We start from the raw sequence: 22,280 nt of genomic DNA, 5'->3' as shown, positions 1-22,280 counted from the left end.
GAATGTGTACGCCATGCGGCGGACAGACAACTGATTCAGTCGCGCGGTAGCCTTCGGACGCTGGATTTAGTCGAACATGCAGCCGTTTACGCGAGATTCCGCCTTGGTCGCACCAAGTGAGATTGGCAGAATTATTCGCTAGGTTTCGATTCAGTTGCACCGCCGGGGGGTTGCCGTGACGAATATCGTGCTGTGCTTCGACCACTCGGGGGAGAGCAATGCGACGGCGCTGTTCCGCCGGATAGACCCGGTCGGCCAGGTCGGTTGGCATCATCACACGAGCCGCCGGACCGGCGACGTGCGCGCCGCTGTCGCGTCGGCCTACGGATTCCTGATCGAGCACTGGCATCCCGGCGACGACGTCTACGTATTCGGCACTGGCGGCGGCGCAGCCTCCGCGCAGGCGCTGACGCGACTGCTCAACACCATCGGCGTGCTCGATGGCGAGCTGCGCGACTACATGCTGGCGACGTATGCGTTGCCGCGCACCGAGCGCTCGACCCAGGATTGGCGCCAGGTCACCGCGGTGGCCGCCGGACTGGCCGATCACGAGGACATCGCGGTGCCGGTGCGATTCCTCGGGCTGTGGGATTGTGCGCGCGTCCGCGGGGCTGCGGCGCCGGTCGGCGTCGTGCACGGTCGCCATGCCATGGCGATCGACGGTGGACGGTCGTTGCAGCGCGTGGAGGGCCTCGAGGAGGTCTGGTTCCGCGGCACGCACCGCGACGTCGTCACCGGCGCGCTGACGCTGGACTGGATGCTCGACGGTGCCGGTGGCGCGGGACTGCGACTGGACATGTCGCCGTCCACGCAGATCGAGCGGGAGAGTTCGGCGCTGACGATCGGCATGCGTCGGCTGCCGCCGGACGCCGCCGTCCACGCCAGCGTGCAATTGCACCTGCGAAATCACCCGCGGTACTGGCGCCGGCTGCCGGCGCGCGTCGAGTGGGCCGACGTCGACTGGTTGGACCGCGGGGAGAAGCTGCTGAGCGCCGAGCACACCGTGCCGGCGCTGCCGCGGGTGCTGGCCGCCGCGTCCTAGCAACGCCGCAGCCGCGGCGTTGTGCGATCATCAGCGAAGTACTTTTGCTCGTTCTGATGACATGAGGTCGCGGTGGATTGGTTGAGGGATCGGTGGGCCGACCTGGCCGGCCTGGGGTCGGCGGGGTGGTTGGCGATCGCGGCGTGGGCCGGGCTTGCGCTCGGGTTGGCGGCGCTGGTGTTCACCGCCCGGGCGCTGAAGCGGAATCGCCAGCTCAAGAGTGATGAGCTGCGGCCCCACGTGGCGGTCTTCATCGAGCCGCATCCGGCGGATTGGCACGTGATCGAACTGGTCGTGCGCAACTTCGGGCGGTCCGCCGCCCACGATGTCGCACTGGAGTTCACGACACCGCTGACGGTCGGGCGGTATGAGGACCGCTACCCCGACGGCCTGCCGGAGATTGCCGAGCTGCCGCTGCCCAGCGAACTGACACAACTCGCGCCGGGGCAGGAATGGCGAACGGTGTGGGACTCGGCGATCAGCCGGGAGGAGTTCGGCGATCAGATTGGTTCCCGCTTCGTCGGGACGGTGCGGTACCGGGGCGGCAAGCAACAGTTCGAGTCGCCGGTGGTGCTCGACTGGGCGACGCTGCAGCCCGTGCAGCGGCTGGAGCTGATGACGACGCATGACCTGGCCAAGCGGGAGAAACAGAAGCTGGAGTTGCTGCGCAGCGTGCTCACCTACTTCCACTACGCGTCCAAGGAAACCCGGCCCGAGGTGTTCCGCGCCGAGATCGACCGGATGAACCAGGCGGTCCGTGAGACCCAGGACCGCTGGCGCACGCGGCAGACCGACGAGACGACCCAACTCGACTTCCCGTGGTTGGGACGCGAGCAGGCCGCCGAGCCGGCCCCGACCGGGCGGCACCACTCCAGCCCCGCCATCGGAATTCGGCAACCCGCTCCGTAACATCCCGGCCTATGACCGCCACCTATGCCGTCCACGAAGCCGTCGCGACCGTCACGCTCGACGACGGCAAGGTCAACGCACTGTCCCCGGCAATGCAGTCGGCCATCGGTGCCGCATTGGATCAGGCCGAGACCGATATCGCCGCGGGCACCGTGAAGGCAGTGGTGCTGGCCGGCAACGAGCGGGTGCTCAGTGGCGGATTCGATCTCAGCGTGTTCGCGTCCGGAGACGAAGAGGCCGGCCACGGCATGCTCAGTGGCGGATTCGAGCTCGCCATCCGGCTGCTGCGCTTCCCCGCGCCGGTGGTGATCGCGGCGACGGGGCCGGCCATCGCGATGGGATCGTTCCTGTTGTTGAGCGGCGACCATCGAGTGGGCTCGGCGAAGAGCCGCTGCCAGGCCAACGAGGTGGCGATCGGGATGACGCTGCCGGTGGCCGCGCTGGAGATCATGCGGATGCGTCTGACGCCGCCGGCCTTCTCGCGGGCGGTGTCGGTGGCGGCGGTGTTCGCCGGTGACGCGGCGATCGATGCGGGTTGGCTGGACGAGATCGTCGAGCGCGAAGCCGTGCTGACACGTGCGCAGGAGGTGGCCGCGGAGTACGCCGCGACGCTGCACCTGAAGGCGCATGTGGCGAGCAAAGCGAAGGCGCGCGGGGCAGCCATTGCCGCGATCCAGGCAGGGATCGACGGGCTGGCCGCCGAGTTCAAGATGTCCCTGGGCTGAGCCGCCTCGCGGCCCGAAAAGGCCGAACGGCCTAGCAGTCGCCGCGCTTGTTCACCGCGATGGCGGTCCAGGTCTTGGCCTCCAGCGCTTTACCCGCGGCGGGCTGCTGCTTGCAGACGTCGTACATCTTGGGCGCCCGGATGGTCCAGCCCTCGACGTACCCGTTGATGACCTCCAACCACGGCCCGCCGGTGTCCTTGATGGTCGAGTCGTACAGCGCCTGCGCCTCGGCCAGGCTCATGCCCGTCAGATCCGGCATCGTCCAGGCCGGCTCCGCGGCCGCGGTCGGGGCCCCCGCCACCGACAGTGCGAACACCGCGGCACCGCTCACGGCAAGTGTCCTGATCAAGGCGAACCCCCTCTGTCATCGTGCCGAGGCACGCACTGTTCTCATCCCGCAGCGTAGACCGCCGCGGCCAGCCGAAAGCCGACCCTCATTTTGTCATGTCGTCGTGTCTGCCCCGCCCGTTACGCTGATCGCGATGGCTTTGCACCTGCACCGCGCGGAGCGCACCGACGTGCTCGCCGACGGCCTGGCAGCACTGCTGGCCCAACCGCTCCCCGACCCGTTCGCCACCGAGCTGGTGCTGGTGCCCGCCAAGGGCATCGAACGCTGGCTGAGCCAGCGCCTGGCCAACCGGCTCGGCGTCTGCGCCGGCGTCGAGTTCCGCAACCCGCGCTCGCTGATCGCCGAACTCACCGGCACCGACACCGACAACCCCTGGGCCGCCGACGCCATGGTCTGGCCACTACTGGCCGTCATCGACGAGAGCCTCGACGAGCCCTGGTGCGCGACGTTGGCCAACCATCTGGGCCACTTCGCCATCGGCGAGGAACGCGAACTCCGCCAGGGCCGCCGCTACGCCGTCACCCGCCGGCTCGCCGGCCTGTTCGCCTCGTACGCACGCCAGCGCCCACAGCTGCTCACCGATTGGGACGGCCTCCCCGATGACCTGGCCTGGCAGCGCCCGCTCTGGGAGAAGCTCACCCAACAAATCGCCGCCGAGCCACCGCATATCCGGCATGCCAAAGCACTTGCACAACTACGTGATTCGCCGAGTGACCTGCCGCCGCGGCTCTCGCTGTTCGGCCACACCCGCATCCCGGCCACCGAGATCGAGTTGCTGCAGGCCGTCGCCGGCCATCACGACCTCCATCTGTGGTTGCCCCACCCCAGCGATCCGCTATGGCAGAAACTGCAGCAGCACCGGGGCGTCCTGCCGCGCCGCGACGACACCACCCATCGCGACGTCGGCCACCCGCTGCTGGCCACCCTCGGCCGCGACCTGCGCGAACTGCAACGCTCACTGCCCGCCGCCGATACCGATGAATACCTCTGCGCCGCAGAATATCCCGACACGATGCTCGGCTGGCTGCAATCCGACATCGCCGCCGACACACTGCGCCCCGCCGGCCGTCGTCAGCTACCCACCGACCGGTCCGTCCAGGTGCACGCCTGCCACGGCCCGGCCCGCCAGATCGACGTGCTGCGCGAGATCCTGCTCGGCCTGCTCGCCGACGACCGGACCCTCGAGCCGCGCGACATCCTGGTCATGTGCCCCGACATCGAGACCTACGCCCCGCTGATCACCGCAGGCTTCGGGCTCGGCGACGTCGTGCACAACGCCCACCCGGCCCATCGCCTGCGCGTCCGCCTGGCCGATCGCGCACTCGTCCAGACCAACCCGCTGCTCGCGGTGGCCGGACAACTGCTCACCCTGGCCGGCGGACGCGCCGGCGCCAGCGAGGTGCTCAACCTGGCCGGCGCCGCCCCGGTACGGGCCAGGTTCTCCTTCACCGACGACGACCTGGACGCCATCACCGCCTGGGTACGGGAAGCCAACATCCGCTGGGGTTTCGACCAGGACCACCGCGCCCCCTACGGACTCGGATTCCTGCACAACACCTGGCGGTTCGGCATGGACCGCATCCTGGCCGGGGTGGCGATGTCCGACGATTCGCACGCCTGGCTCGGCACCACGCTCCCCCTCGACGATGTCAGCAGCAATCGCGTCGAACTCGCGGGCCGGTTCGCCGAGTTCGTCGACCGACTCGCCGACGCGGTACGCGCCATGAGCGGCACCCGACCGCTGGCCGACTGGCTGGCCGGCCTCACCGACGCCATCGACGCGCTGGCCTTCGACGAACAGGACTGGCCGGCCGCCCAGGTACGCCGCGAATTCGCCGACATCCTCGCCGACACCGGCGGTGAAACATCACTGCGGCTCAGCGATATCCGAGCCCTGTTGGAGCGCCACCTCGCCGGCCGGCCCACCCGCGCCAACTTCCGCACGGGCACCCTCACGGTATGCACCATGGTGCCGATGCGGTCGGTACCGCACCGGGTGGTCTGCCTGGTAGGCCTGGACGACGGGGTCTTCCCGCGGCAGGGCGTCGTCGACGGTGACGACATCCTGGCCCGCGACCCGCACACCGGGGAGCGCGACATCCGTTCCGAGGACCGCCAGTTGCTGCTCGACGCGATCGGCGCCGCCACCGAGACGCTGGTCATCACCTACACCGGCGCCAACGAGTACACCGGCCAGGCCCGCCCGCCGGCCGTGCCCATCGCCGAACTGCTGGACACGTTGCGCGCCACCGCCGCCGAACTGGCCGGCGACCTGGTGACCCGTCATCCGTTGCAGCCCTTCGACATCCAGAACGTCGAGCCGGGACGGCTCATCCCGGCCCAGCCGTTCACCTTCGACCGCACCGTGCTCGACACCGCCAAGGCGATGGCGGGCAGGCGCGCCGCGCAACCGGACTTCGTCACCGGCCCGCTGCCAGACCCACCACCGGCGGACGTCTCACTGGCCGACCTGATCGCCTTCTTCAAGAACCCGGTGAAGGGCTTCTTCCGCGCCCTGGACTTCACCCTGCCCTGGGACGTCGACGGCGTCTCGGACGTGATGCCCGTCGAGATCGACGCCCTCCAGGAGTGGACCGTCGGCGACCGGATGCTCGCCGACATCCTGCGGGGTATATCCCCACAGGACGCCCAGCAGGCCGAATGGCGCCGCGGCACACTGCCGCCGGGCAAACTGGGCTGGCGGCGGGCTGTCGACCTACGCGATCAGGCGGCACTCCTGGCCGCCGCGGCCCTGCGCTACCGCGGCGTCGACGGCCGGGCGTTCGACGTGGATATCGACCTGGGCGCCGGGCGTCGCCTCACCGGCACGGTGTCCTCGGTGTTCGGCGACCGTCTGGTGGCCGTCACCTATTCCAAGCTCGGCGGTCAACACCTGCTGGCCTCGTGGGTTCCGTTGCTGGCCTTGACCGCAGCCCACGGTTCACACTGGTCGGCGGTGTGCATCGGTCGTCCGCCGCGCGGCACAGACCCCCGTGTCCTGGGTCTGGGCGGCCCGCCCGACGCGCCCGCCCTGCTGCGAGATCTGGTGGCGATGTACGACGAGGGGCGGCGCCGCCCGCTGCCGTTGCCCATCAAGACCTCCTACGCGTGGGCGGCCGCCCGCCAGGCCGGCGAGGACCCCCGGCAACCGGCGTCGTACCGGTGGCGCAACGAATCCGACGATCCGGCCATCGAGCGGGTCTGGGGTCGCGACGCGTCCCTGGACGACCTGGCGGGCCTCGATGGGTACGCCCAGCGCCTGTGGCTGCCGCTGTTGGAAGCCGAGGAGTCCGCGTCGTGAGAACCTTCGATCTGACCGGCCCGCTCCCGGCGCCGGGCAGCACCACGGTGCTGGAGGCCAGCGCGGGGACCGGAAAGACATTCGCCCTGGCCGGTCTGGTCACCAGGATGGTGGCCGAGGACCGCGAGGGCCTGGACCAGATGCTGCTGATCACCTTCGGCCGGGCCGCCAGCCAGGAACTGCGCGAGCGGGTGCGTGGGCAGATCGTCGAGGCCCTCGCGGCCTTCGACGACCCGGCCCGCGCGACCACCGACCTGCTGCGCCACCTGATCGCCGATGATCAGCGGGCCCGCCAGCTCCGGCTGCGCGATGCGTTGGCAGGCTTCGACGCCGCCACCATCGCGACCACTCATCAGTTCTGCAGCATCGTGTTGAAATCGCTCGGTGTCGCCGGTGACAGCGACAGCGGCCTGACCCTGGTGGAGAACCTCGACGACCTGGTCTCCGAGATCGTCGACGATCAGTATCTGGCCCGGTTCGGCCACGACGGCGACAACCCGGCGCTGAGCTACCGGCAGGCCCAGCAGCTGGCCAAGCAGGTGGTGCGCAATCCCGCCGCCGAGCTGCGCCCCATCGACCCCGAACCCGACTCCGATACCGCCGTCGCCTTGTCCTTCGCGCGGGATGTGTTGGCGGAACTGGAGATCCGTAAGCGACGCAACGGCATTCTCGGCTACGACGATCTGCTGACCCGGCTGGCCGCGGCCCTCGATGATCCCGATTCGGCGGCACGGGTGCGCATGCCGCAACGCTGGCCGGTGGTGATGGTCGACGAGTTCCAGGACACCGACCCGGTGCAGTGGCAGGTGCTGGAGCGGGCCTTCGCGGGGCAGTCGACACTCATCCTGATCGGGGACCCCAAGCAGGCCATCTACGGTTTCCGCGGCGGCGATATCGACACCTACCTGCGGGCCGCGCAGACCGCCGGGGACAAGCAGACCCTGGGCACCAACTGGCGCAGCGACGCCGACCTGGTGGACCGGTTGCACGTGGTACTCGGTGGCGCCCAACTCGGCGGACCCGACATCGTCGTCCACGACATCGAGGCCCACCATCGGGGGTCCCGGCTGGCCGGCGCACCGCGCAACGACCCGTTCCGGCTGCGGGTGGTGTCGCGCAGCGGCTCGGGTACCCGCACCATCTCGATGGACAAGCTGCGCACCCACATCGGCGACGACCTGGCCGCCGACATCGGCGCGCTGCTGGCCAGTGGCGCCACCTTCGACGGTCGACGGTTGGAGGCCCGCGACATCGCCGTGATCGTCGAAACCCACCGCGACGCCCGGGCCTGTGACGCGGCGCTGGCCAGGGCCGGTATCCCCGCGGTGTACACCGGAGACTCGAATGTCTTCGCCTCGCGCGCCGCGCACGACTGGCTGTGCCTGCTGGAGGCATTCGACCAACCGCATCGCTCCGGTCTTGTGCGGGCCGCCGCGGCGACGCTGTTCTTCCGCGAGACCGCCGAAACCCTCGCCGCCGGTGGGGACGCGTTGACCGACCGGATCGCCGAGGAATTGCGCACCTGGGCCGCGCACGCCCGGGAACGCGGGGTGGCCGCGGTGTTCGAGGCCGCGCAGCTGGCCGGGATGGGCAGGCAGGTGCTGTCCTGGCAGGGCGGTGAGCGGCTGATGACGGATCTGGCGCACGTGACGCAACTGCTGCAGGACACCGCGCACCGCGAAGGCTACGGCCTGCCCGCGCTGCGGGACTGGCTGCGTACCCAGACCGGTGAGGACGGCGGTTCCGCCGAACGCAACCGTCGCCTCGACAGCGACGCCGCCGCCGTCCAGATCATGACGGTATGGGTGTCCAAGGGCCTGCAGTACCCCGTCGTCTATCTCCCCTTTGCCTTCAATCGCTATGCACCCGAACCGAACCCGGTGCTCTACCACGATGGCGACACCCGCTGCCTGCACGTCGGCGCCGCCGGGCCGGCCGTGCTGCGCGCCGGCAAGGAGGAGGCCGCCGCCAACGACAGCCGGTTGACCTACGTGGCGATGACCCGTGCCTGCGCGCAGGTGGTGGCCTGGTGGGCGCCGTCCTGGGACGAGCGAAACGGCGGATTGTCCCGGCTGATGCGGGGCCGTCGCCCCGGCGAGGCCGAGGTGCCGGCCGTCTGCTCCCCGGACCGGCTCTCCGATGCCGACGCCCGCGCGCGGTTGCAGGAGTGGGCCGACGCGGGCGGCCCGGTACTCGAAGACTCGGTCATCGAGTCCGTCCCCGCGACCGCAATCGAGCCGATGCCGGGCGATCTCGCGGTGCGTCGCTTCCATCGCTCCATCGACCTGTCCTGGCGACGCACGTCCTATTCGGGGCTGCTGCGGGCGGCCGAGGAGGCGCCGGTGTCCAGCGAGCCCGAGATCGTCGAACTCGACGACGAGGTGGCCGATATCCCGCTGGTGGCGCCGGCGTCCGGCGCCGACGTGCCCTCGCCGATGGCCGATCTGCCCACCGGCGCAGCGTTCGGCTCGCTGGTGCACGCCGTGCTGGAGACCGCTGATCCGTTGGCGACCGATCTGGCGGCCGAACTCGCCGTGCACATCGAACGCCATGCCGCGCAGTGGCCGGTGACAGTGGCCACCGATGAGTTGGCCGCGGCGCTGGTCCCGATGCACGACACCGACCTCGGTCCCCTGACCCCCGGCGTGACGCTGCGTCGGGTCGGTTTGCCGGACCGGCTGCGCGAGCTCGACTTCGAGATCCCGCTGGCCGGCGGTGACGGCACGGTCGGCGGATTCGCCCGGTTGACCGACCTGGCCGCACTCCTGGCCGAGCACCTGCCGGCCGCCGACCCGATGCGCCGCTACATCGATCGACTGGCGTCCGGGGCGCTGGGCAGCCAGCCGCTGCACGGGTACCTGTCGGGGTCCATCGACGCGGTGCTGCGCATCGACGGTCGCTATCTGGTGGTGGATTACAAGACGAACTGGCTGGGTGTCGGCGATGGAGGCCTGACGGCGGCCGACTACGGCCCCGAACGGCTGGCCGAGGCGATGCTGCACTCGGACTATCCATTGCAGGCGCTGCTCTACAGCGTGGTGCTGCACCGCTATCTGTCGTGGCGGCTACCGGGCTACGAGCCCGAGGCGCACCTGGGCGGCGTGCAATACCTGTTCGTTCGTGGCATGTGTGGGCCGGATACGCCGGTGACCGACGGGAACCCCGCCGGCGTGTTCAGTTGGCAGCCACCACCGGCGCTCGTCGTCGCGCTCGCCGACCGGTTGGGAGGTGTATGAACGTCGACTCCGACTTCGAGCCGGCCGATATCCATGTGGCACAACGGTTGACCGCACTGGCCGAGGAGACCTCGCCCGAAGTGACACTCGCGGTGCGGCTGGCGGTGCGGGCGTTGCGCGGCGGATCGGTGTGCGTGGACTTGCGCGCTGCGGCAGCTGATTTCGGCCTGACGGCCGATGACTGGCTGACCGCCGTTGCCGCGAGTCCGCTGGCGGGCACCCCGCCGGTGCTGCGCCTGCTGGGCGATCTGCTGTATCTGGACCGGTACTGGCTGGAAGAAGAACAGGTCTGCGCCGATGTGCTGGCCCTGGTGGACGCGCAGCCCGCCGGTGAGCTTCCCGATGTGGTGCGGCTGTTCCCCGATGAATGGGCCGAGCAGCGCGCGGCCGCCCAGATGGCACTGACCCAGGGCCTGACGGTGCTGACCGGTGGTCCGGGCACCGGCAAGACGACGACGGTGGCGAGGCTGCTGGCCCTACTGGCCGAACAGGCCGCACTGGCGGGCCGGCCGACACCGCGGATCGCGTTGGCCGCGCCGACGGGCAAGGCGGCGGCCAGGTTGCAGGAGGCGGTGCAGGAGCAGGTCGACCGACTCGGCCCGACCGATCGCGGGCGGTTGACGGGGCTGCAGGCGACGACCCTGCACCGGCTGCTCGGATCCCGGCCGGATACCTCGTCGCGGTTCCGCCACCACCGCGGTAATCGGTTGCCGCACGACGTCATCGTCGTCGACGAGACCTCGATGGTGTCACTGACCATGATGGCCCGGCTGTTGGAGGCGGTTCGACCGGACACCCGGCTGCTGCTGGTCGGCGATCCCGATCAGCTGGCATCGGTGGAAGCCGGTGCGGTGCTGGCCGATCTGGTCGACGGGCTGGGCGCTGACCGGGTGGCCGCGCTGACCACATCGCACCGGTTCGGTGCGGCGATCGGCACGCTGGCCGCCGCGGTGCGGTCCGGTGACGCCGACGCGGCACTGCAGGTCCTGGCCGCCGGCGGCGCACACATCGAATGGCTTCCGTCGGCCGCCGGGTTGCGCGACGTGCTGCTCCCGCAGGCGCTGCGGCTGCGCGAAGCATGCGTGCTCGGCGCCACCGCGGAAGCCCTGTCCACCCTCGACGAGCACCGGTTGCTGTGCGCGCACCGGCACGGGCCGTACGGGGTGACGCACTGGAACCGGCAGGTTCAGCGCTGGCTGACCGAGGCGACCGGGGACCCGCTGTGGGCGACCTGGTATGCCGGACGGCCAATTCTGGTGACCGCCAACGACTATGGCCTCAAGCTCTACAACGGGGACACCGGGGTCGCCGTCGCTTCACCGGACGGGTTGCGAGTGGCGGTCGGCGCGCAGATGTTCGCGCCGGGCCGGCTGGCCGAAGTGGAGACGATGCACGCGATGACGATCCACAAATCGCAGGGCAGCCAGGCCGATGAAGTGACCGTGCTGCTACCCACCGAGGATTCGCGCCTGCTGACCCGGGAGTTGTTCTACACCGCGGTGACCCGGGCGCAGACCAGGGTGCGGGTGGTGGGCTCGGAAGCCGAGGTACGCGCAGCGATTTCCCGCCAGGCCATCCGAGCGACCGGCCTGGGACGACGGCTGCGTAGTTAGACGGTCTTGGCCGCGAAGGCCGCGCTGGAGACGATGCCGATGGAGAGCGCCAACGTGCCGTAGCCGAGGATGGCGGCGGCAACGACGGCACCGACGGCGCCGGCACCGAGCAGAACCATGATTACGCCGATCAGAACACCGCTCATGTCCACCTCTTTCGTATGACTGCGATCACAATGTAGCGCAGCCAGTGCGCTGAATCACACTCAATCGGGTGTCGATTTGGCAGCATTCGCTTACGCGCGTTTGCCCTGCACGCGGCGATAGCCAGACCTACACGGAGCGGAAGTTTTGTTAGCCCGGCGTAGCACCGGCCTTCATCTGCTGAAGTACGGTCTGATCACGGTGCGGGACCGATCAAAAGGTGTTGTCCGACCCGACTCACGCGCCGATCCGATCGTTCGAATTCATTCGATCGGCGGACAGCTCGCGATCCCCTCTTCATTCCAGCAGAGCTGCGAGCAACCGTGGTACCGATACGGAGGCGAAGCCGATCGCGGCGTCTCCGATGCCGTACGGCAACACCAGCGTGTTCGCATGCACCAGGGCTCCGCACGAGTACACGACGTTGGGCACATACCCGTCCTGCTCGGTGATCCCCGGGCTCAACAACGGTGTGCGCAACCTGCCGATCATCTGCGTGGGATCATCGATATCGAGCAGGATGGCCCCGATCCGGTAGGTGCGCATGGGTCCGACGCCGTGCGTGAGCACCAGCCATCCCTCGTCGGTCTCGATCGGAGCCCCGCAGTTCCCCAATTGCAGGAGCTCCCAGGAATCCACCGGTTGCTGCAGTGGCCTCGCCGCCGTCCATACCGAGAGGTCGTCGCTGAAGGCAACGGAGTTCGATTCCCGGTCCGACCTCGACAACGCAGCGTATCGACCCGCGATCCGGCGCGGGAACAGTGCCAAGCCCTTGTTGGCCGCCGCATCGCCGGCCATCGGTACCGAGGTGAACGCCCGGAAATCCGACGTGGTCAACAGTTGCTGACTGATCCGCGCACCGTTGTAGGCGGTGTACGTGGCATGGTAGGTCACCGATCCGTCATCCTCGACGAGGCGGACGAATCGCGCGTCCTCCATGCCGAACGACTCGGCGTCGGTGGCCGGCCACAACACCCGCTCGGAGAGCTCCGTGGCAGAGGCGAATTCGACTGCGTACGCGCGGTCGGCGATCGAACGCATCTGCGCGATCGTCTCTCGGGTGTGCGTCCGGGTGGCCCGGTGCCGATGCAGTCGTTCCAGCCGCTCATCGAGCGCATGCCGGCTGAATCGCTCGCCGAGACCCCCCAGCACGTAGTCGGTGGCCTCGTCGGCGTGCCTGTGGAGGGCCTCGCCGCGAAACATGGCGGCGCCGAGCATGGTCGGGACGACCGTGCCGGAGGTGGCGAGGGGCGCGGGCTCATCGACGGTCACCTCGCCCCCCGCGTCGACGACGCCGGTGCGGAAACCGATCGAAGAGCGGTGCCCCTCGCCGATTCCGCGCACGCTCATCACGAAACGCAGGTCACCCTCGGCAACACCTGACTGGTCAGGATGCGCGACCATGCTCGGATTGCACAATGCAGCACCCTCGACGCTCACCTCGTTGGTGAAAGTGGCGCCCAGCAACAACATTCGATCCTCTGTGAGTTCGATACCCGGATCCAGCCGGTCGGCAAGTTCGTGCGCATGCCTGCCGAAGGTGACGATGAGATCGCGATGACGTCCGGCGAATCGGACCAGCACATCGTCAAGTGCCACGCGGACGTCCGCCTCGTCCAGTGCCAAGATTCGGCGAAGCACCGCCCCGGCGCGTGAGTCACGGGCCTCGAAACCCTCCTGACCCGGCACGAACAGTCTGGCGATGACGCGCGACGGATCGGCCGTCAGCCGCTGTGCGCCTCTGGTGGCCAGAGTGCCGTGGATCATCGGGAGACACCGGCGAAACGTTGCGCCTGTTGGAACGTCGACAGCACTGCCAGCGTCGACTCCGCCCCGCGGTTGATGTTCACCCGGTCGGGGTGCAGGCCGTCGAATCCGGCCCCTGTCTCGGGATGCCACATGACCAGGCCCGCGTCGTTGTCACCCTGGAACCAGGCCGAAGCCGCGCGCACGGTATCCGGCCAGATTGCGCCGGCATCCACCCCAGCGGCACGCGCGCAGGCATCGGCAAGCGTGGACACCTCGATCGGTTGTTGATCGAATCCGGGTCGTGGTTCACCGCGGGACCAACCGTGGGCGGGAGTGGGTGAGAGATGCCCCCCTGTCGTCTCCTTCTCGATCAGCCAGCCGAGTAGGTCCAGGCCCCGCCGGCATAACGCCTCGTTCTCGAGCACATCACCGGCGGCGATCATGGCCTCCGCCAGTACCGCATTGGCGTAGGTCAGCCGCGGCTCGGGCCATGGCCAGGAGGGGTCAGCCGTCGGTGCGGCCAGACCAGCGACGTAATCCTCTATCAAGCGGCGCGCCGCGGCATTCGCCGGCTCGACACCAAGCAGTTCAGCGGCTCCGACCGCAGCAAAAGCCATCGCCCGCGGCCAAACCGAACGCCCGTGGGAGGCGCGTTCGAACTGCACTGTCGACTGCGTCCGGATCGTGTCGTCCGCGCTGTGCGCGGCTGCGGCGCCCAGACCCCACAGGCAGCGACCCCAGCAGTCCTGCAGCATGAAAGTGTCGGTCCAGCGGCCGGTGTGGTCCATACGATTACGACAGCCGCCCGTGATGGCCTGTGCGTCATCGAGGAACCGTAACGCCAACCCGGCCAGTCCACGGACGGCGTCGCCGACCTCTGGGTCGCGCGTGGTCACCACCAGCACCCTGGCCATGTCGTCGGTGCAGTACCCGTGTTCGCGCCGCGGCATCGGCCCGCAGCAGTGTTCAAAAGTTCCGTGGTGGTCCGAGATATTCAGCAGGTGGTCGAACCGCGGGGTCACATCCATGTGCGGTCGATCTTCGCGGCCAGGATTCCCTGTGCCACAGCCTGATAGGACCTGGCGACCACTGACCACGACATGCTGGGCGCCAGTCGCCGCGCCTCGGCGGCCATCGCCCCGGCCAACCGTGGATCACACAGCACAGATCGCAGCGCTGAGGTCATGGCATCAGGATCGTCGTGATCGACCACGATGCCCGCACCGCCGCGGAGCAGTTCGACCGCGTGCGGGAATGCCGTCGCCACGACCGGGCGGCCGCTGGCGATGGCATCGACCAGCACCCCGGAGGTGACCTGTTCGGTGGAATCGTAGGGCAATACCACCACCGACGCTGCCTGTGCCAGCGCCGACAGTGACGCGATATCGCGGTAGCCGGCGTCGAAGAACACCGAGCGTGAGGCTCCGACCCGGTCGGCTTGCACAGCACGCGCCTCGCGGTACGCCTCACCTTCTGCGGCGAGCACCTTCGGATGTGTCCGCCCCGCGATCAGATAGCGGGGGTTACCTCGGAGCTCCTGCAGTGCTGCCATCGAATCGATGACGCGCTCGATGCCCTTGCCGGGCCCGAGCAGGCCCCAGGTCAACAACGTCGGCCGCCCGGACCGTTTGGTGTGGACCATCGGCTGCATCGTCACCCCGTGCGGGATCGTGGCGATCTTGCGGCGGTCCACACCGAATCCGGTCTGCAACCGCGACGCTGCGGCATCCGACATGACGATCACCCGGTCGGCGAGCGCCGCCACCGATTTGAGCACCGCCCGCTGGTTACGGGTCGGAGTGGCGGGCACCGTGTGCGCGACCACGATGGCCGGAACGGTCAGCGCGCCGAGAATGTCGAGCACCTCGTCGCCGTCTGGGCCGCCGAAAAGGCCGTATTCGTGCTGGATGAGCGCGATGTCGCTGCCACTGAGCAGGTCCGCACACGCCGCGACGGAAGCGGCCGATCCGTTGGTCAACTCACCGACCACCCGGCCGGCGCCGTGCGGCGATCCGTCCGCGATCGCGACGACATTGACATCGGCGCCGGTGGCTGACAGTCCGTCGGCCAGGGCGGCACTGAAGGTGGCCAGGCCGCACGGTGTGGGTGGATAGGTACTGAGAATGCCGAAGCTCGGCGTGCCTGCGCAAACCCGCTCCAGCACAGGAGCATTCGACAATCGGTGTAGGGGAGAAGAATTCAAGGGAATCCAGACAGTGGGATATGACCGAGGGTGTCCGGCGTGAGGCGCTTGCTCGTGGAGTCAACGGCGGACGGTTGACTCATTCCGGACTGGCTGGGTTCCCAACCATTCCCACGCTACACCCCGCACCGTGTCCGACGGCTACCGCCGGGTGCGGGCACGGCGCACCGCGTCCTCGACGATCCGTTCCGCGACGTCGGAGAGTTTGCGGTGTTCTGCCTGGCTCAGGCCCCGAAGTTGGTCGAAGGCCTCCCCCGAATCGCGACCGGTGCGCGACCGGATGATGCCGATCGCCTGGTCGATCACCGGTCTGGTCGACAATGCTGCGCGCAGCTGACCGGCCAGCGCGACTGCGTCAGCGAGAATGCGAGCGTTGCGGACCGCCACCGCAGCCGGTGCGCTGAACAACTCTGCGACCCCGGCTGCCGATTCATCGAAGGCATCTTTTTTCCGGGCGTATACGCAGAGCGCACCGACCGCTCGGTCGGCCACCGTGAGCGGCAGCGCCAGCACGCTGTGCACGCCCGAGCGACCTGCCCGCGGCCCGAATCGCGGCCAAGCCTGCTCCCCACCCAGCGATCCTGACCAGACCGCGCATCCCCGCTCGACTGCGGTGATTCCCGGCCCCTCACCGAGGATCTCGTACTGAAGGGCTTCGAGTTCGGCGACGAAGTGCGCACTGGACGCCGACGCGGAGACCGTCGCGTCCGCGGTATCGAGCATGGCCAGGCCCGCCCCGTCGGCACCCGGTATCGCCCCCACCGCCGCGGCAGACACCTCTGAGAGCACCTGTTGCAGGCTGAGCGTGTCCGCCACCAGGCCTGCCAGCCGGGCCAACCCGGCATGCAGGTCGGCTTCCGTGGAGCTGTCCTTCCACGCGGGATATTCCGCCATCGCCTACACCCATCTCACCGGCACTGCAGACCGTGCCGGATTGACTTCGATGCTAGTCGACCCGCCTGCACCGGGAGGCGGGTAGCATCGAGGGCACTGGGCGCACGTGCCGCTGACCGCGAAAGCCGTTGCAAGAAGGCATTTCTTGCCCTAGACGAGGGTGCGGCCAAGTTCAAGAAGTAGCCGCACGATCTCTTCGGAGTGCGGTGCGATCCAGCAACGGTCGATTGCGGTGATCACCGCAGCACTGAACGCCACCCGGTGTCCGGGAGCGCGAGCCGGAACGTGGTGCGCACCGTCTGCAGGTACTGCAGCGGCAGCGACCCGGTGATGTAATCGAGATCGTACTTCTCGCACAAGGCGCGCACCCGCAGGCTGATCTGCGCGTAGCGGTTGCTCGGCAGATCCGGGAAGAGGTGGTGCTCGATCTGGTAGCACAGATTGCCGCTGGAGAATGCCAGGAGTCGGCCCGCCTTGAAATTGGCGGCACCGAGCATCTGACGCAGGTACCACTGCGCTCTGGACTCGTGTGCCAGCGACTCCTGGGTGAACAGTTGCACGCCGTCGGGAAAATGCCCGCAGAAGATCACGACGTACGCCCACAGATTGCGGAGCAGGTTCGCGGTGACATTGGCGGCAAGGGTCCTGCGCCATCGGCGCAAGCTCAACGCGGGCAGTAAGACGTAATCCTTGGCGACCTGCTGCCCGACCTTGGTCAGCATCGTCCGTGTAACCGACCGCCTCTCAGCCTCGGACACCGCACGGTCCCGTTCGGCATGGAGGCCGTGCCGAGCGATACCCCATTCGAAGACGATCGCCAGCAAGAGGTTTCGCAACGGCTGGAACAGGTGTTCACGCTTCCAGGGCTGGTCCCGGGTCACCCGGAGCACCCCGAATCCAAGATCGTCGTCCATGCCCAGCACGTTGCTGAACACGTGATGACGGTAGTTGTGCGAGTACCGCCACTGCCGGGACGAACCGGCCATGTCCCACTCCCACGTGGTCGAATGGACCTCCGGATCATTCATCCAGTCCCACTGCCCGTGCCCGACGTTGTGCCCGATCTCCATGTTTTCAATGGATTTCGCGTACGCCAACGAAACGGTACCCACCAGCCAACCAGCTCTGGATCGACTTCCCGCGATGAGCAGGCGCGCCCCTAGATCGAGAGCGCGTTGGAATCTGATCACCCGATAGATGTATTCGGCGTCGTGCGCACCCAGAGATTCCTCGATGTCGCTGCGAATCAGGTCCAGTTCGGCCCCGATGGCGTCGATGTCTTCTCGGGTGAGGTTCGTGTATGCGGCGATGTCACAAATGGCCATGTTCGTCCCGGTCCGTTCTTGGTACGGCGGCAAAGTCCGGGCCACCTCGTGAAGGTCACTTCAGCCTATGCCCACCGGCAGTTCTGCGCCACGTCGGGGCGCGGATGAGCGAGACTGGAACAATGACAGAAACCGCTGCCACTCGTGTCGCGGTCTACCTCGACTTCGACAACATCGTGATCTCGAGATACGACCAGGTTAATGGCCGAAATTCGTTTCAGCGGGACAAGGCCAAAGGTTTGCCGGACGATGCGCTACTGAATTCGACGGTCGATGTCGGCGCCATTCTGGACTTCGCGTCTTCCTTCGGCACGCTGGTTCTCACCCGCGCGTATGCAGACTGGTCTGCAGACGTCAACGCCGGATATCGCCAGCAACTGGTGGGCCGCGCAGTGGATCTCGTGCAGCTGTTCCCGGCAGCCGCATACGGCAAGAACGGCGCCGACATCCGGCTTGCTGTCGACGCCGTCGAGGACATGTTCCGGTTGCCCGACCTGACCCATGTGGTCATCGTGGCCGGTGACTCCGACTACATCGCACTTGCCCAGCGTTGTAAACGTTTGGGCCGGTATGTCGTCGGTATCGGGGTCGCCGGGTCGTCGAGCAAGGCGCTGGCATCGGCATGTGATGAGTTCGTGGTGTATGACGCGTTGCCCGGGGTACCGGTCTTCGAGCCGACCGACCAACCCAAGAGAGCCAGCCGGCGCACCAAGAAGTCCGATGAGCCTGATCCGCAGACGGTGGCCACAGCGCTGCTGGCACGCGCCCTGCACATCGGCACGGAGAAGGATGACGTCGATTGGTTGCACAACTCGGCGGTGAAAGCGCAGATGAAGCGGATGGACCCGTCTTTCAATGAGAAATCGTTGGGCTTCAAGTCGTTCAGCGATTTCCTGCGGTCACGAACCGATGTCGTGGAGCTCGACGAGAGTTCGACGACGAGGTTGGTGCGACTGCGCCCAGCCGACTGACGGTCAGGGCGCCGGGTGGCCGCCCTCGGAGTCCCATCTCGATTCAGCCGCCGCCGAGTCATTGTGGGAACAACCGGCACCGACGGTGACGGTGGGTGCCTGCGTGGGGCCGTGCGCAGACGATGGACCCATGTCATGGTGATTGCCGATGACCCGCGGGGCGGTGTTGTGTGTCATGTCTACTTCCCTGCGGCCGACGCGAAATTCGCGGAAGCGCAGGAAAATTCACTCGGCCGCATCCCTAGTCAACGCCGATGCCACGTGCCTGTCAACGTGTATGGTCGAAGGACCGGGACCATCCAGGCCCTATCATCAGTAAGGGGCCATCATGGCCGACAAGTCACCGCGTCAGAGCATGACCAAGAAATCCGGCAAGTCGCTCAAGGAGAAACGCGCGGCCAAACGTGCCGGCTCCGCATCGCATGCGACCGAGGATGTGCTGCAGCCCAAAAAGCGCTGACCCACCGCTCACCGCGGCTCCGGCACTACCGCGCGGCTCCGTTGATCACCGGCTCGGTGATCATGCCGCGTTCCACTCCCCACATCGTGGCGATGGTCCGGTACTCACCGGTGGAGATCAGGTGCTTGAGCGCCTGCAGCATCGGCTCGGCCAACTTGGACCCCTTGGCAACCGGCCAGCCGTACGGGGCCGAGTCGAAGACCTCTCCGGCAGGCACCAGCGCACCGCCGCTGAGCTTGATGGCAAATCCCGTTACCGGTGAATCCGCCGTCATCGCATCGATATCGCCGGCGATCAACGCCGCCGTCACATCGTCCTGCCGGGTGTAGACCACCTTCTCGATGGGCGCCAATCCGGCGGCCACACACTCGTCGCTCTTGGCGGGGATCTCCACCGTCTCCTGAATCACGCTGTAGGCCACCCCGACCCGCAGTCCGCATGCCGCGGCGGGGTCGACGGCCGACCCGGCGCGCTGCGCCCACAGTGTGCCGGCCTCGAAGTAGGTCACGAAGTCGACGAGCTTCTGCCGGTCCAGGGTGTCGGTGAAGGATGACATCCCGACGTTCACATCCCCGGACTGCACCGCCGGGATGATGTCGTCGAACTCGCTCTCGCGGTATTCGGCGGACAACCCCAGCGTGCGGGCGATCGCGTCCATGAGATCCACGTCGAATCCGACGATCTCACCGTCGGAGTTGGTGAATTCGTTCGGCGCGTAGGGCACGTTGACCCCGACCACGAGCTTGCCGGCCTCTCGCACGTCGAGGGGCACCGCGGCGGCGATGGCGGGCACCGCCCCGTCGGGCCAATCCACCGCGTCGCGGGAATCCCACCACTTCCACGCCCCGACCGCACCCGCCCCGACAAGCACCAGCACCCCGGCGATGACCAACGCCCGCTGCGGCAGCCGTCGCGAACCAGACGGCGTCCGGCGGGTGGTGTGGCGCCCGGATCCGGTGATACGCACCGGTGCCCGCAACGCGCGTGCTGCCGCGGCAGCCAACTCCGCACCGGACTGGTAGCGCTTCTCCGGCTTCTTGGCCATGCCCTTGGCGATGACCTCGTCGAACGGGGCGAGCCGCGGATTGGACTCCGAGGGCTTGGGCGCCGGGGACACCATGTGCCCGGCGATCTGCTGCTCCAGACTGTCGGCCGGGTACGGTCGTGCGCCGGTTAGGCATTCGTAGAGGACGCACGTCAACGCGTAGGTATCGGCGCGGGCGTCGGCGAAGCCGCCGTCGAATCGCTCCGGCGCCATATAGGCCAGCGTCCCCAGTGTGCTGCCGGCAGTCGTCATGCCGGACTCGCCCGCGGTACGGGCCAACCCGAAGTCGATCAGATACGCGAAATTCGCCCTGGTCAGCAGGATGTTCGACGGTTTGATGTCGCGGTGGATCAGGCCCTGCTGATGGGCGGCGTCCAACGCCGAGGCGATCTGCTCGACGACCTGTACCGCGAATGTCGGGTCCAGCGGCTTGCCGGTATCGGACAGCAACGCGCCCAGCGTGCGCCCCTCGATGAGCCGCATGTCCAGGTAGAGCCGGCCGTCGATCTCCCCGAATCCGTGGATTGGCACCACATGCGGATCGTTGACGCCGGCCGCCGCCTGCGATTCCCGACGGAACCGTTGCTGGAAGACACTGTCCTGGGCCAGTTGCGGGGGTAGCACCTTCACCGCGACCACCCGGTCGGTCCTGGTGTCGTAGGCCCGGTAAACCTCACCCATGCCGCCCCGGCCGATCAGCTCCTGCAGCTGATAATGGCCGAAAGGTGTCGAGTCCACCTGTTTTCCTCTCGGCGTTGGCCCCCGGGCCCCGATATGTCGATCGAAGTTACATCACAGGTGGCAAAAATGTCATGACGGGACATTTATGCGGGCGGCAGCCGACGCGGCCCATCGTCCCCGGTCAGCTCGCGGTAACCGCCGGAATCGTCGAGCACGTCGGTGCGCCGCGACTCGATACGCGGTCCGCCGACGTCGACCCAACCGCGTTCCGTCGTGATCTGCCGGGGTTGTTCGCCACCCTCGGATTCCACCGTCACCCGGTGTGTGCGCCGCAGGGTGAAGTGGAACTCCTCGGTCTCGGTGAACACCTGGCGCAGCGGCCTGGTCACGGTCCGCGCGACGTTGTCGACCGCACCCGCCACGATCGGCGGGACGAAGGGCTTGATGATCCGTGCGGCCGCCCTGGTGACATCCGGTAGCACCGGCACACCGCGTGGGGGCGCGAGATCCCCGGCCGGCTCGAGCTCCCCGCTCGGCGGCGCCGCGAGCATCGCGGTCTGTTCGACCCGTTCGGCCACCACCACCTCGGGCTCGGCCTCGAGCGCCTCGGCCACCCGGCGGCGCTGGCGCTCGGCATCGATCTCGTTCTGGGCCGCGACCGCCATCCGGGCGCTGTGCAACTCCTGTTCGGCCCACAACTGGTCGACCTGGGCGCGCACCTCGGCCCGTTTCACCGCAATCGCGGTGTCCGCGGCCGTTTCCGCTTCCTCGGTGGTGGCTCCGCGCCACCGTTTCATCGCCGGCGGCAGCAGCGTGAGCAATACGACGAAGCCCACCACCAGCACCCGCAGGATCAGCGAGCCCGGATGGTCGAGGGTGTAGGAGTTCATCGCCTGCCAGCGCGCGCCGAGCCCGCCGGTCAGGGCGTCCTGCCGGGCCTGGGCCAACGCCTGTTCGCGGGCGGCCACCTCGGCGTCCGCTCCGGCGGCGCGGCCGTTGCGCTCGGCGACCGCGGTATCGAGGCGGCGCTGCGCGTCGTCGAGGAATTCGTTGGCCGTGCGTGCTTCCGGACCGGTCCCCGGCACCCCGGTGATCCGGATCCGCGGGCAGTCCGGCGATGGGTTGAATTCGCACCGGGCCACCACCAACGCCTCATCGCGATGCCGGTTGGCCTGCGTGACGGCCTCGTCCAGACCGGCCCGTGCGGCCCGCGCCTGGTCCAGCGCAGCCGCCGCCGTCGCGGTGGCCGGTGACGCCTGCGCGGCGAGTTCGTCGTCGATCTGCCCGCCGAAGACCGCGACCGCGGCGAGCTCCCCGAGCAGCAATCCGGCCGCGACACCGACGGCGAGCCGGCCGGCGGGTGCCGTCGTGCCGCCCTGTGCCGTCGTGCCGCCCTGTGCGATGCCCCACACGATCGCCCAGAACACCAGGCCGACGGCCAGTGCCGCGACGATCACCGCCGCCGGCGGCCAGTCCGTCGACCCGGCGAAGGCCAGCCCCGAGATCACGGCAGCAACCCCGCCGATCAGCGGTTCGCCGATTCGTTCACCACGCATAGAGGCCCCCACAGTCTCTTCCTCGGTGTTGTGCGCCAGGCGGAATCACGCACGCCGGCCGCTGATGACTCGGATTC

At 68.2% G+C, this 22,280-nt stretch carries 17 protein-coding genes; 8 read left to right on the top strand and 9 right to left on the bottom strand.

Annotated elements, in window-relative coordinates; all coding sequences use genetic code 11:
• Positions 1-175 precede the first annotated feature (175 nt).
• The 3 genes from BST17_RS02985 (at position 176) to BST17_RS02975 (ending at position 2,676) form a co-directional block, all read left to right on the top strand.
• Positions 176-1,042: a phospholipase effector Tle1 domain-containing protein gene (locus tag BST17_RS02985; protein ID WP_083055455.1), complete on the top strand. Its 867-nt coding sequence runs from the start codon at positions 176-178 to the stop codon at positions 1,040-1,042.
• A gap of 72 nt (positions 1,043-1,114) precedes the next feature.
• Entirely contained in the window at positions 1,115-1,951 is an 837-nt protein-coding gene (locus BST17_RS02980; protein WP_083055454.1) for a DUF8453 domain-containing protein, read from the top strand.
• An 11-nt stretch (positions 1,952-1,962) separates the two neighbouring features.
• On the top strand, positions 1,963-2,676 hold the full coding sequence (locus tag BST17_RS02975; RefSeq protein ID WP_083055453.1) for a crotonase/enoyl-CoA hydratase family protein: 714 nt from the start codon (positions 1,963-1,965) through the stop codon (positions 2,674-2,676).
• Between the two features lie 31 nt (positions 2,677-2,707).
• On the opposite strand, the gene BST17_RS02970 is transcribed toward BST17_RS02975, so the two are convergent.
• Positions 2,708-3,007 carry a PASTA domain-containing protein gene (locus tag BST17_RS02970; RefSeq protein ID WP_109749971.1) on the bottom strand — a complete coding sequence of 100 codons (300 nt, stop codon included), beginning with the start codon at positions 3,005-3,007 and terminating at the stop codon, positions 2,708-2,710.
• A gap of 151 nt (positions 3,008-3,158) precedes the next feature.
• Here BST17_RS02970 and recC point away from each other — a divergent pair, with 151 nt between their 5' ends.
• Genes recC through recD form a run of 3 tightly spaced genes read left to right on the top strand, consistent with a single transcriptional unit; the run spans position 3,159 to position 11,175 of the window.
• Positions 3,159-6,326 carry an exodeoxyribonuclease V subunit gamma gene (recC, locus tag BST17_RS02965; protein WP_083055452.1) on the top strand — a complete coding sequence of 1,056 codons (3,168 nt, stop codon included), beginning with the start codon at positions 3,159-3,161 and terminating at the stop codon, positions 6,324-6,326.
• Positions 6,323-9,562: a UvrD-helicase domain-containing protein gene (locus BST17_RS02960; RefSeq protein ID WP_083055451.1), complete on the top strand. Its 3,240-nt coding sequence runs from the start codon at positions 6,323-6,325 to the stop codon at positions 9,560-9,562. Before recC ends, BST17_RS02960 begins: the two co-directional genes overlap by 4 nt.
• Positions 9,559-11,175, top strand: a complete 1,617-nt coding sequence (gene recD, locus BST17_RS02955) for an exodeoxyribonuclease V subunit alpha (protein ID WP_083055450.1) — start codon at positions 9,559-9,561, stop codon at positions 11,173-11,175. The genes BST17_RS02960 and recD overlap by 4 nt, the downstream gene beginning before the upstream one ends.
• On the opposite strand, the gene BST17_RS29175 is transcribed toward recD, so the two are convergent.
• The 6 genes from BST17_RS29175 to BST17_RS02930 all read right to left on the bottom strand — a co-directional run bounded on the left by BST17_RS29175 (position 11,172) and on the right by BST17_RS02930 (position 17,490).
• A complete protein-coding gene (locus BST17_RS29175; RefSeq protein ID WP_165762199.1) occupies positions 11,172-11,321 on the bottom strand; it encodes a hypothetical protein in 150 nt (49 codons plus the stop codon). The two genes, recD and BST17_RS29175, sit on opposite strands and share 4 nt — an antisense overlap.
• A gap of 295 nt (positions 11,322-11,616) precedes the next feature.
• Positions 11,617-13,086 (bottom strand): glycoside hydrolase family 130 protein, encoded by a 1,470-nt coding sequence (locus BST17_RS02950; protein ID WP_083055449.1) that lies wholly within the window; start codon positions 13,084-13,086, stop codon positions 11,617-11,619.
• On the bottom strand, positions 13,083-14,096 hold the full coding sequence (locus BST17_RS02945) for a glycosyltransferase (RefSeq protein ID WP_083055448.1): 1,014 nt from the start codon (positions 14,094-14,096) through the stop codon (positions 13,083-13,085). The genes BST17_RS02950 and BST17_RS02945 overlap by 4 nt, the downstream gene beginning before the upstream one ends.
• The gene (locus tag BST17_RS02940; RefSeq protein WP_083055656.1) at positions 14,087-15,229 is read right to left on the bottom strand and encodes a glycosyltransferase; all 1,143 of its coding nucleotides are present in this window, start codon (positions 15,227-15,229) and stop codon (positions 14,087-14,089) included. The genes BST17_RS02945 and BST17_RS02940 overlap by 10 nt, the downstream gene beginning before the upstream one ends.
• 183 nt (positions 15,230-15,412) lie before the next feature.
• On the bottom strand, positions 15,413-16,165 hold the full coding sequence (locus tag BST17_RS02935; RefSeq protein WP_083055447.1) for a GAF and ANTAR domain-containing protein: 753 nt from the start codon (positions 16,163-16,165) through the stop codon (positions 15,413-15,415).
• A 236-nt stretch (positions 16,166-16,401) separates the two neighbouring features.
• Positions 16,402-17,490, bottom strand: a complete 1,089-nt coding sequence (locus tag BST17_RS02930; protein WP_083055446.1) for a fatty acid desaturase family protein — start codon at positions 17,488-17,490, stop codon at positions 16,402-16,404.
• Positions 17,491-17,612: 122 nt separating this feature from the next.
• On the opposite strand from BST17_RS02930, the gene BST17_RS02925 reads away from it, so the two are divergent.
• Together BST17_RS02925 and BST17_RS29815 are read left to right on the top strand one after the other, a co-directional pair.
• On the top strand, positions 17,613-18,461 hold the full coding sequence (locus tag BST17_RS02925; protein ID WP_083055445.1) for an NYN domain-containing protein: 849 nt from the start codon (positions 17,613-17,615) through the stop codon (positions 18,459-18,461).
• Positions 18,462-18,789: 328 nt separating this feature from the next.
• The gene (locus BST17_RS29815; RefSeq protein WP_264002017.1) at positions 18,790-18,921 is read left to right on the top strand and encodes a hypothetical protein; all 132 of its coding nucleotides are present in this window, start codon (positions 18,790-18,792) and stop codon (positions 18,919-18,921) included.
• A gap of 25 nt (positions 18,922-18,946) precedes the next feature.
• Here BST17_RS29815 and stpK7 read toward each other — a convergent pair whose 3' ends face one another.
• Together stpK7 and BST17_RS02915 are read right to left on the bottom strand one after the other, a co-directional pair.
• Positions 18,947-20,704 carry a serine/threonine protein kinase StpK7 gene (gene stpK7, locus BST17_RS02920; protein WP_083055444.1) on the bottom strand — a complete coding sequence of 586 codons (1,758 nt, stop codon included), beginning with the start codon at positions 20,702-20,704 and terminating at the stop codon, positions 18,947-18,949.
• Positions 20,705-20,790: 86 nt separating this feature from the next.
• On the bottom strand, positions 20,791-22,203 hold the full coding sequence (locus BST17_RS02915; RefSeq protein WP_083055443.1) for a DUF4407 domain-containing protein: 1,413 nt from the start codon (positions 22,201-22,203) through the stop codon (positions 20,791-20,793).
• Positions 22,204-22,280 lie beyond the last annotated feature (77 nt).

The sequence above is a fragment of the Mycolicibacterium bacteremicum genome (assembly GCF_002086115.1).
GTDB classification, from domain to species: domain Bacteria; phylum Actinomycetota; class Actinomycetes; order Mycobacteriales; family Mycobacteriaceae; genus Mycobacterium; species Mycobacterium bacteremicum.
Note: the sequence above shows the minus strand (reverse complement) of the source record. Positions and strands in the feature narration are given on the sequence as shown.

Coding starts and splice junctions, on each gene's coding strand:
- BST17_RS02975 (WP_083055453.1), top strand. CDS start 1,963: ATGACCGCCACCTATGCCGTCCACGAAGCCGTCGCGACCGTCACGCTC.
- recC (WP_083055452.1), top strand. CDS start 3,159: ATGGCTTTGCACCTGCACCGCGCGGAGCGCACCGACGTGCTCGCCGAC.
- BST17_RS02930 (WP_083055446.1), bottom strand. CDS start 17,490: ATGGCCATTTGTGACATCGCCGCATACACGAACCTCACCCGAGAAGAC.
- BST17_RS02945 (WP_083055448.1), bottom strand. CDS start 14,096: ATGGATGTGACCCCGCGGTTCGACCACCTGCTGAATATCTCGGACCAC.
- BST17_RS29175 (WP_165762199.1), bottom strand. CDS start 11,321: ATGAGCGGTGTTCTGATCGGCGTAATCATGGTTCTGCTCGGTGCCGGC.
- recD (WP_083055450.1), top strand. CDS start 9,559: ATGAACGTCGACTCCGACTTCGAGCCGGCCGATATCCATGTGGCACAA.
- BST17_RS02935 (WP_083055447.1), bottom strand. CDS start 16,165: ATGGCGGAATATCCCGCGTGGAAGGACAGCTCCACGGAAGCCGACCTG.
- BST17_RS02925 (WP_083055445.1), top strand. CDS start 17,613: ATGACAGAAACCGCTGCCACTCGTGTCGCGGTCTACCTCGACTTCGAC.
- BST17_RS02915 (WP_083055443.1), bottom strand. CDS start 22,203: ATGCGTGGTGAACGAATCGGCGAACCGCTGATCGGCGGGGTTGCTGCC.
- BST17_RS02950 (WP_083055449.1), bottom strand. CDS start 13,086: ATGATCCACGGCACTCTGGCCACCAGAGGCGCACAGCGGCTGACGGCC.
- BST17_RS29815 (WP_264002017.1), top strand. CDS start 18,790: ATGGCCGACAAGTCACCGCGTCAGAGCATGACCAAGAAATCCGGCAAG.